The sequence below is a fragment of the Pontibacter virosus genome, from assembly GCF_003096355.1.
GTDB classification, from domain to species: domain Bacteria; phylum Bacteroidota; class Bacteroidia; order Cytophagales; family Hymenobacteraceae; genus Pontibacter; species Pontibacter virosus.
In genome coordinates this window covers 346,542-360,014 of sequence record NZ_QEKI01000005.1, presented here as the reverse complement: position 1 = coordinate 360,014, position 13,473 = coordinate 346,542, and the positions used below count along the sequence as shown (strand labels likewise).

The 13,473-nt window shown below is 53.0% G+C and carries 7 protein-coding genes; all 7 read left to right on the top strand.

Annotation, left to right across the window (positions count from 1 at the left end):
- Positions 1–206: 206 nt before the first annotated feature.
- The 7 genes from C8E01_RS10535 to C8E01_RS10505 all read left to right on the top strand — a co-directional run bounded on the left by C8E01_RS10535 (position 207) and on the right by C8E01_RS10505 (position 12,893).
- Positions 207–1,241, top strand: a complete 1,035-nt coding sequence (locus tag C8E01_RS10535) for a FecR family protein (RefSeq protein ID WP_116543306.1) — start codon at positions 207–209, stop codon at positions 1,239–1,241.
- Between the two features lie 16 nt (positions 1,242–1,257).
- Positions 1,258–4,551: a SusC/RagA family TonB-linked outer membrane protein gene (locus tag C8E01_RS10530; RefSeq protein WP_116543305.1), complete on the top strand. Its 3,294-nt coding sequence runs from the start codon at positions 1,258–1,260 to the stop codon at positions 4,549–4,551.
- An 11-nt stretch (positions 4,552–4,562) separates the two neighbouring features.
- Entirely contained in the window at positions 4,563–6,188 is a 1,626-nt protein-coding gene (locus C8E01_RS10525; RefSeq protein ID WP_116543304.1) for a RagB/SusD family nutrient uptake outer membrane protein, read from the top strand.
- Positions 6,189–6,263: 75 nt separating this feature from the next.
- The gene (locus C8E01_RS10520) at positions 6,264–7,304 is read left to right on the top strand and encodes a SusE domain-containing protein (protein ID WP_116543303.1); all 1,041 of its coding nucleotides are present in this window, start codon (positions 6,264–6,266) and stop codon (positions 7,302–7,304) included.
- A gap of 147 nt (positions 7,305–7,451) precedes the next feature.
- On the top strand, positions 7,452–9,920 hold the full coding sequence (locus C8E01_RS10515) for a glycoside hydrolase family 31 protein (RefSeq protein WP_116543302.1): 2,469 nt from the start codon (positions 7,452–7,454) through the stop codon (positions 9,918–9,920).
- Between the two features lie 201 nt (positions 9,921–10,121).
- Entirely contained in the window at positions 10,122–11,696 is a 1,575-nt protein-coding gene (locus C8E01_RS10510) for an alpha-amylase family glycosyl hydrolase (protein ID WP_116543301.1), read from the top strand.
- 3 nt (positions 11,697–11,699) lie between these two features.
- Positions 11,700–12,893 carry an aldose epimerase family protein gene (locus C8E01_RS10505; RefSeq protein ID WP_243409525.1) on the top strand — a complete coding sequence of 398 codons (1,194 nt, stop codon included), beginning with the start codon at positions 11,700–11,702 and terminating at the stop codon, positions 12,891–12,893.
- The last annotated feature ends 580 nt before the right edge of the window (positions 12,894–13,473 follow it).

Sequence of the window (13,473 nt, the reverse complement as noted above, 5' to 3'; positions counted from 1 at the left end):
TGAGTACTCCACCAAATCGTCTGAGACAATGATAAAAGTGGCCATGATTCACATCATGCTTAACAAACTAACTAAATAAAATCAAAACAGCCTCTTAGCAATTAATTTATTTTTTTCTGCCGTCAGAAGGGATAATTTCTGCAGTTGCTGGCTATTGTATATAGCGTACCTCTATATGCTGAAACTGCACATCAAAAAAACCTGACATGAACCACGCAACAGCCACAGCAGCTGAACTGGCAGCCGACCATGACTTTATTCGGTGGGTCAAATACCCTACGCATGATAGTACATCGTACTGGTCACAGTTTGCTGAGCTGCACCCTGAAAAGGCGCAGGAGATGGCGGAGGCGCGCCAATTGGTGCTTTTGCTATCGCAGGAGCAGGCCGATGACCAAAGCTGCGACGAAGAAGTGGAGTTTGTGTGGGAGCAGTTGCAGGAAGCGATTGAGCAAGACCGGGAACATGGCAAAAATGGCGGGCGCATCATCTCGCTATGGGGATACACCCGCACCACCTGGCTGTCGGCAGCGGCTTTCATCATCTTGCTGCTAGTTTCTGCTGCCCTCCTTTTCAGCCTGCAAAAGACCGAGCCGGTTACCTACGCAACCGCTTACGGAGAGAAGCGCATTGTCCAACTTTCCGATAAATCCGTAATAGTACTTAACGCCAATTCAAGTATAACTATTCCTGAAAAGTGGGAAAAAGACAAGCCCCGAATCGTAGAATTGAGCGGCGAGGCTTTTTTCTCGGTAACACAGCAGGCTAACGGACAGCAGTTTATCGTGAATACCAGCAAAGGCACCAAAATAAACGTACTGGGAACAGAATTTAACGTATATGACCGCGGCCCGGAAGACCGGGTGGTGCTGGCGAGCGGCAAAGTGATGCTAAGCGCTACACAAAACGGTGAGACCAGGCAAATAGCGATGCAGCCTGGCGATCTGGTAACAGTATCTGCAGGGAGTGGCCTTAGCCAACGTCGCGTAGACCCGGACCTGTATACTGCCTGGCAGCACAACAAGGTATATTTTGACAATTACACACTGCGTGAAGTAGGCGCACTAATCGAGCAGCAGTATGGCTACAAAGTGGAATTCGGCGGCCAGGAGCTCTCCAGACAGCGCATCACCGCCTTTCTGGAAGTAAAGACCCCCGAAGACATCCTGAACACACTGGCTGAGACCTTTGAACTGAAGATCACCCAACAAGAGAACACCATTTACATAAGCTCACTATAAATTAACCTCATAATCTATGTCAAATAAATCTACTAAGAGACTAGGTTCCTTTGGTTTGGCAGTAGCCCTGTGCTGCTTCCAGGTACCGGGGACCGCTCAGGGTTACCCGGGCCCGGGTCCGAACCTTGCAGTGAACCACACCTCCGGACAGGCCCTGACGGCCAAGTCGCTCAAGGATCTGCTCAGCGAGTTGAAAGACTCTCACGGCATACAGTTCTCTTACCAGGCCAACCTGGCCGATGACCTTCAACTGATTCTGCCGGAGCCGAAGAATGGCGTGCAGAACGTAGACGAGTACCTGGGCACCACACTGGCCAGCAACAACCTGGCTTACAAGAAAGTGAGAGGCGTGTACATCATCTCGAAGGCACGCCCTGCAGCAGCCACTACCACAACCGTTGTTGCCAAGCCTCGGGCAGCGGTACAGCAGGATGTAACTGTTAGCGGCCGCGTGGTAGACGAGAACGGCGATACACTGCCAGGCGTAACGGTTGTGCTGAAAGGCACCACCCGCGGTACCTCTACCAATGCCAGCGGAGAGTTTACGCTACCCGTGCCTGCTTCCGGCGGCTCGCTTGTGTTCTCCTTCATCGGCTATACCACTCAAGAGATTGCGATCAATAACCAGGAGACTGTGAACGTGACCATGCGCCCAGACGCACAGGCACTGCAGGAAGTGGTTGTGGTTGGTTATGGTACGCAGCGCAAAACCGATATTTCAGGTGCCGTAACAGCTATCTCCTCCGAAGACTTTGTGCAAGGACAGATCACCACGCCTGAGCAGCTGATTCAGGGCAAAGTGGCCGGTGTGCAGATCACACCAAACGGGGGTGCTCCGGGATCCGGCAGCCGCATCCGAATCCGTGGCGGCGGCTCTCTCAACGCCAGCAACGATCCGCTCATCGTGATTGACGGTGTACCGCTGGACAATTCAGGTGTATCAGGATCAGCTAACCCGCTCAACTTCCTCAACCCGAATGATATTGAGACTTTCAACATTCTGAAAGATGCTTCGGCTACGGCCATTTACGGCTCCCGCGCTTCCAACGGTGTGATCATCATCACGACCAAAAAAGGCACTGTCGGCCAGAAGCTCGGGGTGACCTTTACAACACAGCACTCTTTGTCCCGAATAAGCGATAAAGTAAACGTACTGTCAGCTGACGAGTTCCGCAGAGTAGTAAATGAACAGGGCACGCCTTCGCAGATCGCACTGCTCGGCAATGCCAATACCGACTGGCAAGACCAGATTTATCAGACAGCATACACCACAGACAACAACCTGAGCCTAGACGGTTCGGTAGGCAAACTGCCTTACCGTGTGTCGCTGGGCTACCTGAATCAAGACGGTGTGCTGCGCACAGGAGAGTTTAAGCGCGGTTCAATAGGCGTCAACCTGAATCCGCGTTTCCTGGACGACCACCTGACGGTGAACCTGAACTACAAAGGAGCGATCACCGACAGCAAATTTGCTGACGAAGGCGCTATCGGGGCGGCTGTGGCCATGGACCCGACACAGCCTGTGATGTCTGGCAGCGACCAGTTTGGCGGCTACTTCCAATGGCTGGATGCCAACGGACGCTACAACCCGCTGGCTACCCGCAACCCGGTGAGTATGCTGGAGCAGCGTGACGACCGCGGCGAAGTAAAACGCCACATCGGTAACGTGCAGCTGGATTACAAACTTCACTTCCTGCCTGACCTGAGAGCGAACCTCAACCTCGGTTTTGATCGTTCTAACAGCAACGGTACTACCTTCTACCCTGCCGCTTTTGCCCCAGAGGCACCAAACAACGGCAGAAGAACACAGTACGAGCAGGAAAAAAGAAACAGCCTGGCCGACTTTTACCTGAACTACGTGAAAGACCTGACAGGCATTAACAGCCGCGTCGACGCGACAGCCGGTTACTCTTTTCAGGAATTTGAAAACGAGAGCCCGCAGTTTATCCCGACCGACGCCGACGGCACGCCGCTCAGCGACCTGGAGCCAGGACTTCCTACAAACGACTTCTACCGTTTGCGCTCTTACTTCGGCCGTCTGAACTACGTGTTCCTCGACCGCTACATCCTGACAGCCACCGTGCGCCGTGACGGTACGTCACGCTTCAGCGATGAAGTGCGCTGGGGTACTTTCCCGGCCCTGGCACTGGCGTGGAGAATCAACGAAGAAGCATTCCTGAGAAACTCTCCGGCTGTGTCTGAACTGAAGCTCCGTTTGGGCGTGGGTGTTACAGGCCAGCAGGACATCGGTCCTTTCTTCCCTTATCTGGCTCGCTACACCATCAGCGACAACACTGCGCAGTACCAGTTCGGCAACCAGTTCTATAATCTGCTTCGTCCGGAAGGCTATGACGCTGGCATCAAGTGGGAAGAAACGACTACCTACAACGCAGGTTTAGACTTTGGTTTTGCCAACAACAGAGTGAACGGTAGCCTCGACTACTTCTTCAAAGACACACGCGATCTACTTGCCCTCGTATCGATTCCGGCCGGCACCAACCTGGTGAACGAATTGATCACAAACGTAGGTAACCTGGAAACAAGAGGTTTGGAAGCAGCCCTGAACTACGTGGCCATCAGTAACGACAAAGTGAACTGGACCATCGGCCTCAACGGTACCTACCAGAATCGGGAGATCACCAACCTGAGCAAGATAGAGGATCCTGACTTTGAAGGCTACCCTGTAGGCGGCATCGCCGGTGGTGTAGGCAACAACATCCAGATCAGAACGGTTGGTTATGCACCGGATGTGTTCTATGTATACAAGCAAGTGTATGACGAGCAGGGCAATCCGATCGAAGGCCTGTATGCCGACCTGAACGGCGACGGTGTGATCAGCGAAGCGGACCGCTACCGCTATAAGAAGCCGGAAGCTGATTTCTTTTATGGCATCAACTCACAGCTGACTTACGGCAACTGGGACTTCGGCATGATCATGCGAGGCAGCATTGGCAACTACATGTATAACAACGTGTTCTCCAACACGGGTGCCTACCGTGGCTTCATGTTCCCGGGATACCTGTCCAACGTATCGCCTAACGTACTGGAGACCAATTTCATGAACTACCAGCTGTTCTCTGACTACTACATGGAGAACGCCTCGTTCCTGCGCATGGAGAACGTAAACTTTGGTTACAACGTGGGCCGCATCTTCAACGAAAAAGCGAATCTGCGCCTGAACGCTAACATCCAGAACCTGTTTGTGATAACCAAATACAACGGTCTTGATCCTGAGATTGCCAGCGGTATAGACAATAACTTTTACCCTAGGCCGCGTGTTTATACCTTAGGTCTGACTGTTAATCTTTAATTCATCCAACCATGAAAACTCTGAATTTCAGAAATATACGAAACTTAGCACTGGCAGGCGTTCTGTCCCTGTCAGCTGCTTCCTGCGATCACAACCTGGACATAGAGCCGAAGTACGATGTGGTGTCGGCTAACGTGTACCGCGACTTCGCAAATTACAAGAGCATCCTGGCCAAAATGTATGCCGGCTACGCGGTAACAGGCCAGCAGGGGCCCGCTGGTCGTCCTGACATCAGCGGTATCGACGAGGGCTTCTCGAACTACCTGCGCCAGTACTGGCAGGCCCAGGAGCTGTCGACTGACGAGGCGATCATCGCCTGGAACGACGGCAACCTGCGTGACCTCCACGACATGGACTGGACACCGGCCAACGAATTCCTGCGTGCGCTTTACAACCGTATTTTTTACCAGGTATCGCTCACCAACGAATTCATCCGTGAAACGCAGGATGCCCAATTGAGCGAGCGTGGCATTACGGGCGCCAACCTGGAAGAGGCGAAACGCTTCCGTGCTGAAGCCCGCTTCCTGCGCGCCCTGAGCTACTGGCATGCCCTTGACCTGTATGGCAACGTGCCATTTGTGACAGAAAATGACCGGGTAGGTTCTTTCTTCCCTGAGCAGAGCACACGCGCCGAGCTGTTCAGCTATGTGGAAAGCGAACTGTTGGCCATTGAGAATGAACTGGGACAGCCTGGCTTTGAATATGGCAGAGCTGATCAGGCCGCTGCCTGGACACTGCTTGCCAAGCTCTACCTGAACGCAGAAGTATACACCGGCCAGGGCCGATACGCCGATGCCGTAGCGTACTCACGCAAAGTAATTGATGCGGGTCGCTACCAACTGGAGGCAGAGTACAGCCACTTGTTCCTGGCCGATAACCACACTTCCAGTGAGATCATTTTCCCGATCACGTTTGATGGCATGCGCACCACGACCTGGGGCGGCATGACCTACCTGGTGCATGCACCGGTAGGTGGCAACATGAACGCAGCCGCATTTGGCATTAACGGGGGCTGGGGCGGTTTGCGCACCACTAAAAACATAGTGGAGCTCTTCCCAAGCACCAACGCGACACCAGACGAGCGTGCCATGTTCCATACCAACGGACAGAACCTGGAGATACAGGATATCTTCACATTCACAGATGGTTACCCGATCACGAAATACAAAAACGTGAACAGAGCAGGCGTGGCAGGCTCTGACCCAAGTGGCAACCACCCGGATACGGACTTCCCGATGTTCCGACTGGCTGACGTGTACCTGATGTATGCAGAGGCTGTGCTGCGTGGTGGCGGCGGTTCTGCTGCTGACGCACTGGACTACGTGAATCAACTGCGTCGTCGTGCCTATACTGATGCGGCCGGCAATGTGCGAGGCAATGGCGGCACAATCAGCCAGGGTCAGCTTACGCTGGACTTCATCATCAACGAGCGCGGACGCGAGTTGAAGTGGGAAGGCCATCGCAGAACAGACCTGATCCGCTTCAACCGGTTCACTTCCGCTGCTTATGTATGGCCGTGGAAAGGTGCCGTTCCGGAGGGTAGAGGTGTGGAAGAGTTCCGCAGGCTGTACCCGATTCCGAGCACGGACCTGACCGCCAACCCGAACCTGACACAGAACCCGGGCTATACGCGATAATCTGATAAAACCGGAAGCTGCCCTTTACATGAGTCAGCTTCCGGATAGATACATCACATTTTGAAATCATCAAATATGAAAAGCACGATCAATAAGTTATTCACCCTGTGCCTGATGTCGCTGGTACTGTTCTCCTGCGAGAAAGACGAAGAGCGGCTGGTACTGCGCCAGGGGGCTGCGCCTACCCTTTCTGCCACAAGCAACAGCGTGGAGCTGACAGCTGAAACCAAAGGAGAGGATGCGATTACCATGAACTGGACGGCCGCTGACTACGGCTACGAAGCAGCTGTTACCTATACCCTGCAGTTTATTGCAGAGGGTGGTGACTTTGCGGCAGCCAGAGAAGTGGAAGCGACACCAGGAACGCTAAGCAAAACCCTTACTGTAGCAGAGCTGAACACCCTGGCCGTGCAGCTGGGCCTGTCTCCGAACAACGAAGGCACCTTACAGGTGCGTGTACAGTCCTCTGTGGCAGAGAGTGTTACACCCACATACTCTAATGTAGTTTCCTTTAACGTTACGCCATTCCTCGACATTATTGAGTACGTGTCGCTTTGGGTGCCGGGCAGCCACCAGGGCTGGGACCCGGGCTCAGCGCCCAAGGTATCATCTGTTAAAGACGATGGTGTGTATGAGGGATATGTGAACTTCCCGGAGGCGGAAACCAACTTCAAGCTCAACCCAGCACCTAATTGGGACAATGACTTTGGAGGTACAAGCAGCGGCAACAAAGGCACACTAGTGGCAAAAGGAGACAACCTGCAGGTCAATGGGGCGGGCTACTACCTGCTCAAAGCCAACACCAATCAGTTGACCTGGGAAGCCATTAAGACAACTTGGGGCGTAATAGGGGACGCCACCGGCAGCTGGGATAACGACCAGGACATGACCTACGATGCGACTGCTCAGGTATGGAAGGCCACCCTTCAACTGTCTGTTGGAGAAATCAAGTTCAGAGCCAATGACAAATGGGACATTAACTTTGGCGATGACAATGCTGACGCCAGCCTGGAGTATGGCGCAGCCAACATCAAAATAACAGAGGCGGGTCGGTACGAAGTGGTGTTGAATCTGGCAAATCCGGGTAACTATACCTATACGCTGACCAAGCTTTAGGATGCAACGCTCACGCACAGACTTTTTAAAAGCTTGCTGCTGCGAACTGCACCTTTAAACTTAGCAAACCCGGCAGGCTACAACGCTTGGCCGGGTTTGTTATATACAGACCTTTTGTTTTCAATCTTTTAGCAAAAATCTCTCTCCATGAAGATTTTCTATAAAGCGCTTGCCTCCCTCCTGTTTACTTCAGTGCTATACCTGCCGTCGCATGCGCAGAACAGCCCGATCAGAGAAGTTGGCTCCGTGAACAATGTCAGTATCTCTGGCCAGAAAGTAAGCCTGACCACCGACCGAAACAACCATGTGGAAGTGACGGTCTATACCCCGACCGTGGTGCGTGTGCGCATGGACAAGCAGCCGCTCGGAAAAGACTTCTCCTATGCCGTGGTCACGCAGCCGCAACAGGCCAAAGTGAACATTACCCAAAACGACAAAGAGGTCACTATCCTGACAGACTCCCTGCAGGCGCGCATTACAAAGAACCCATTCTCAGTTGCTTTCCTGACCCGCGATGGCAAGATGATCAACCAGGATGAAGAAGGCCTTACCACCTCTTGGATTGGCGAGGAAGTGACTACCTACAAAAAGATGCAGAAAGGCGAGCGCTTCATTGGTCTTGGTGAAAAGACCGGCGGACTAGACCGCCGGGGCAGTGGGTATACCAACTGGAACACCGATGCCTATGCGTATACCACCAACCAGGATCCGCTCTATACCACCTTTCCTTTTTATATTGGTATCCACAACGGCCTTAACTATGGTATCTTCTTCGACAACAGTTACCAGAGTGATTTTAACTTTGGCGCCAGCAACGACCGCTTTTCTTCTTTCGGGGCGCAGGGCGGCGAGATGGATTACTACTTCTTCTACCACTCCAAACTGGCCGACATCATCGGAAGCTATACCGGATTGACAGGCCGCATGGAACTACCTCCGCTCTGGAGTTTGGGCTACCAGCAGAATCGCTACTCCTACTACCCGGATACGGAGGTATACCGCATTGCCCAGACCCTGCGCGAGAAGCGCATTCCTGCCGACGGCATCACGCTGGACATTCATTACATGGATGCCTACAAGCTCTTCACCTGGGATAAAACACGATTTCCTGATCCGGCTGGCATGAACAAAAAGCTCAAGGACATGGGCTTCAGAACGACTGTGATTGTGGATCCGGGTATCAAGATCGAAGAGGGCTATGGTGCCTACGAGCGTGGCATCAAGGATGATGTGTTCCTGAAGTACCCGGACGGTAAAAACTATGCCGGTGAGGTATGGCCGGGCTGGACGCACTTTCCTGATTTCACGAGTGAGAAAGGCCGCGAATGGTGGAAAAAAGAGATCAAGTTCTTTGCTGATACCAACGTGGACGGCTTCTGGAACGACATGAATGAGATCGCTACCTGGGGTCAGAAAATGCCGAACAATGTGCTCTTCAACTTCGAAGGCAACATCACCACGCACAAAGAAGGCCGTAACGTGTACGGTCTGCAAATGGCCCGCGCCAGCTACGAGGGAGCCCGCCAGCACATGCCCAACAAGCGTCCGTTTATCCTCTCCCGTGCCGGTTACTCCGGGTCGCAGCGCTACTCCGCCATCTGGACCGGCGACAACCGGGCCGAAGACAGCCACATGCTGTTAGGTATACGCCTGCTCAACAGCCTTGGCGTGACAGGGGTTTCCTTCTCGGCCATGGACATTGGCGGCTTTACGGGCAATTCTCCTGTTGGCCTTTTCGCTCGCTGGATTCAGTTGGGTGCCTTCACCCCTTACTTCCGCAACCACACCGGCGTAAACACCCGCTCTGCCGAGCCCTGGGCCTTTGGCGAGGAGGTGACGGAGATTGCCCGCAACTTCATCAGCCTGCGTTACAAATTGATGCCGTACATCTACTCCAACCTGTACGAGTCCACCCAGTCCGGACAACCGCTGATGCGCACACTGGCTATTGACTATACCCACGATGAGAAAATATATAACGGGGAGTTTGATTCGCAATTTCAGTTCGGCAAGGCTTTCCTGATCATGCCGTTTGAGAGCACCAAAACCTACGGCAAGGTATACTTCCCACACGGCAAGTGGTACGACCTCTGGACGGGAGAGCTAAAGCAAGGCAACCGCGAAGAGATGATCGGAGTGCAGTACAACAAGTTGCCGATCTACGTGAAAGAAAGCAGCATCATTCCGATGCAGTCGCTGGTGCAGCACACCAGTGAGATGCCGACTGACACGCTGACCATACACGTATACCGTGGCGATGTGGCCAACAGCTTTGTGTACTATGAAGACGACGGCGAGAGCTACGACTACGAGAAAGGCGCCTTCTACAAGCGCACCATCTCCTACGACCCACGCCGCAAGACCATTACCTTCGGCGATGTGGAAGGCAATTTCAAGACTAAGTTCAACCACGTGAAGGTGATGCTGCACGGCTTCGATGCGAAGACCCGATTCCAGTTCAATGGCAAGCGTGCCACCGTGCAGGAGGATTTTGCTTCGTTCATCGACCCGGTTTCCCGTTTCGATCCGCAAGGCAGCGCCAACCCACGCATCGGGTATGGCGTGCGTAGCATGGTTGTGCGGAATGATAATGGGCGATTTACGGTGGGGTATTAAGTTTAACCTCCCCCCACCCTCCTCCTAACAACAGGAGGGGGAGCTAAGCCCTCGCTCGCCTCTGGCGAGTGTGAACTTAGGGTCACGAAAGCATACGCAACTGGAGCAATCAAAAGCTCTGTGTTTTAAACCAAACTAATCCTTCCTACCACCCTCCCTATTCTTAGGAAAAGGCTGGGGTGGGGTAAACAACAAACAACCATGAAAAAACTAAACCTGCATCACCTGCTGCTTATACCTGCGCTATATCTGGCGACTGGCTGCAGCTCGACAAGCCAACCGGACAGCCAACCTGTTGCTACTGCCAATGAATGGCCATACGGTGTAAGCTACGAGATCTTTGTGCAGTCCTTCTGCGACTCGGACAATGATGGCATTGGCGACATCAAGGGCATGACTTCCAAGCTCGATTATTTGGCTGAGTTAGGTATAGAAGGCATTTGGCTGATGCCCATGAGCCCCTCTCCTTCCTACCACAAATACGACGTGACCGACTATACCGGCATTCACCCGGATTACGGCACTATGGAGGATTTCAAAACTTTTCTGGAGGAGGCGCACAAGCGGAACATTAAGGTTGTAATTGACTTTGTGGTGAACCACTCCAGCAACCAGCACCCCTGGTTTGTAGAGGCGGCCAAAGACGAGAAAAGTCCTTACCGCGACTACTATGTATGGGCGCACAAAGACGATCCGCAGACCAAAGGCGAGGGAAAAACCACAGGCGACGACTCTCACAACGTGCACCAGTGGCATGAGGTGAAGGGTAGCGACTATAAATATTTCGGCTACTTCTGGGGCGGCATGCCTGACCTCAACTTCGACAATCCGAAGGTGCGGCAGGAGGTATACAAGATCGGTCGCTACTGGCTCGAGGAAGTTGGTGTAGACGGCTTCCGACTGGATGCAGCACGCCACATTTTCCCGGATGACAGACCCGCTGACAACCATGCTTTCTGGGAGGAGTTCCGGGCCGAAATGCAGAAAGTGAAACCGGATGTATACCTTGTAGGTGAGGTATGGGCAGAGGCAGATGTAGTGGCTCCTTATACCAAAGGCCTACCCGCCCTATTCAACTTCGAAATGAGCTGGAAGATACTCGATGCCCTGAAGACAGGAAACGGTGACTCCCTGGCGATCCACCATGACCGCATCATTAACACATACGAGCAGGTGAATCCAAATTTTGTGGATGCCACCATCCTGAGCAACCACGACCAGAACCGCATCATGAGCGAGGTTAACGGTGATGTGAATAAGGCCAAAGTTGCGGCTGCGTTGTTGTTCACATTGCCAGGTTCTCCTTATGTGTACTATGGCGAAGAGATCGGGATGCAGGGCAAGAAGCCGGACGAGCAGATCCGGGAGCCTTTCCTGTGGGATACTAAAGCCAATGACGATTGCCGCACCAGTTGGGTGACCCCGGAGTACAGTACCGAGCAGAACGTAAAGCCGATGGCGCAGCAGACCAAGGATCCGAACTCGCTTCTGAACCACTATAAAGCCTATATTCAGCTTCGCAACAGCAGTAGCGCCCTGACTCGCGGAGAACTGGAACCTGTGAATATGCAGAACAGGGCAGTGGGTGCTTTTCTGCGCACAACGACCGACGAATCGGTGCTGGTGCTGCATAACCTCTCTGGCAAAGAAGTGAGTGTCCCTATACCTGCCAGTCTGCAGGAGCACAGCAAGCTGGTACATCAGCACAATGCTGCCAAACTGAATAGCAATACAGCCATACTACCGGCTTATAGCTCCATCATCCTTAGCAAGTAACCCATGAACAGCAAAAAGAATATGCCCGAGTATAAAGTTCGCCGTACCTTAGGGATGCTGGCTCTTTTCGGAAGCCTGAGCACCGCCTGCCTGATGGGCTGCTCTGGCAACGACAGCCAGACAGAGCAAACCACAAGTACAGCAGAAACAAGTACGATGGAAATAAAATCAGAACCCTTTGGCACCGCCCCCGACGGGCAGGAAGTGCAGCTCTATACCCTGACAAACGACAGCGGCATGACTGTAAAGATCACCAATTACGGGGCGATCGTCACCTCGATTCAGACGCCGGATCGCGAAGGCAACCTGGGTGAAGTGGCGCTCGGTTTTGACAATGTGGATGGCTACGTACCCAACGATCCGCACTTTGGTGGCATTGTGGGGCGCTATGCTAACCGAATTGCGAAAGGCAAATTTACGCTGGACGGCCAGGAATATACCCTGGCTACTAACAATGCGCCCAACCACCTGCATGGCGGCATTACCGGTTTCGACAGGGTAGTCTGGCAGGCTGAGCCTTTGCAGCAGCAAAACGCAATCCGGCTGACCTACGTGAGCAAGGACGGTGAAGAGGGTTACCCGGGCAACCTGACCGTGGTGGTGACCTATACCCTGACGGGCTTCAATGCTTTAAAGATCGACTACGAAGCTACGACCGACAAAGCCACGCCGGTTAACCTGACCAACCACAGCTACTTCAACCTGAGTGCGGGTAAGGAAAAGGACATCCTCAACCACATCGTTACGATCAACGCAGACCAGTTCACAGCGACTGACGAGACGCTTATACCTACCGGTGAGTTGGCTCCGGTGAAAGGCACGCCTTACGATTTCACCACGCCCACCCGCGTTGGTGAGCGCATTGACAATCTGCAAGGCTTCGGCTACGATCTGAACTACGTGGTGCGCAACGGAGGCGAAAAACTGGTACATGCCGCAACGGTAGAAGAACCTACCACAGGCCGTGTAATGGAAGTACATACTACCCAGCCCGGCATCCAGTTCTACACCGCCTTCCACCTGGACGGTACTCTGACCGGCCACAACAACACGACCTACAACCGCTACGCCGGCCTCTGCCTGGAAGCCCAGCACTTCCCAGATTCCCCGAATCAGGAAAGCTTCCCTTCAAGTATCATCCGGCCCGGTGAGAAATACAGCGAAACGACGGTGTATAAGTTTGGGGTGAAGGAGTAGTCAGAATCTTTGTATAGGGCCCCTACCCCAAGGATTTACAGGATTAAGACAGATTTTCAGGATTGATAATGTCGGAGTGCACGATTGTCATCCCTCTGCTCCCTTCGAAGGGAGACTTTGAGCTACTGCTTTTCTGTCTGTCATTCTGAAAGGATCTTGGTCGATGATAGGGCGGGCGGTTGCTATAACACACCCCTGCCCCTCTCAAGAGGGGATTTTTATCAGGTGCTAGTTTTCAGGTATAAGCGGTGTTGTTAAGTTAGGTCTTTTGCTGTACCGGGGCCAACCACCCCTACCCCTCAGAACTACGCTCGCTACTTTCGAACTCTCGTTCTCAGTAGTCCAAGGAGGTGAGTCTGTAGATGCCACTTTATAGGTATAAGCAATGTAGTTTCAGTTTTGTAACTCACCACTGGCAAGTATAGCAAGACTAACTTGCACCGCAGCTATGAAGCAGAATACTTTGGCCAGGTGCACCAACGACGATTTTTTGTTTGAGCGGTCAGCGAGTTCAAAATCGTCTTGATTTTTTTGCTTACTTTTTTCATCAAGGAAAAAAGTGAGGCCCGCCCGGCCAGGG

What these genes read in the sequence shown, in the direction of transcription:
- C8E01_RS10535 (WP_116543306.1), top strand. Translation starts at nt 207, where the DNA reads ATGAACCACGCAACAGCCACAGCAGCTGAACTGGCAGCCGACCATGAC.
- C8E01_RS10530 (WP_116543305.1), top strand. Translation starts at nt 1,258, where the DNA reads ATGTCAAATAAATCTACTAAGAGACTAGGTTCCTTTGGTTTGGCAGTA.
- C8E01_RS10525 (WP_116543304.1), top strand. Translation starts at nt 4,563, where the DNA reads ATGAAAACTCTGAATTTCAGAAATATACGAAACTTAGCACTGGCAGGC.
- C8E01_RS10520 (WP_116543303.1), top strand. Translation starts at nt 6,264, where the DNA reads ATGAAAAGCACGATCAATAAGTTATTCACCCTGTGCCTGATGTCGCTG.
- C8E01_RS10515 (WP_116543302.1), top strand. Translation starts at nt 7,452, where the DNA reads ATGAAGATTTTCTATAAAGCGCTTGCCTCCCTCCTGTTTACTTCAGTG.
- C8E01_RS10510 (WP_116543301.1), top strand. Translation starts at nt 10,122, where the DNA reads ATGAAAAAACTAAACCTGCATCACCTGCTGCTTATACCTGCGCTATAT.
- C8E01_RS10505 (WP_243409525.1), top strand. Translation starts at nt 11,700, where the DNA reads ATGAACAGCAAAAAGAATATGCCCGAGTATAAAGTTCGCCGTACCTTA.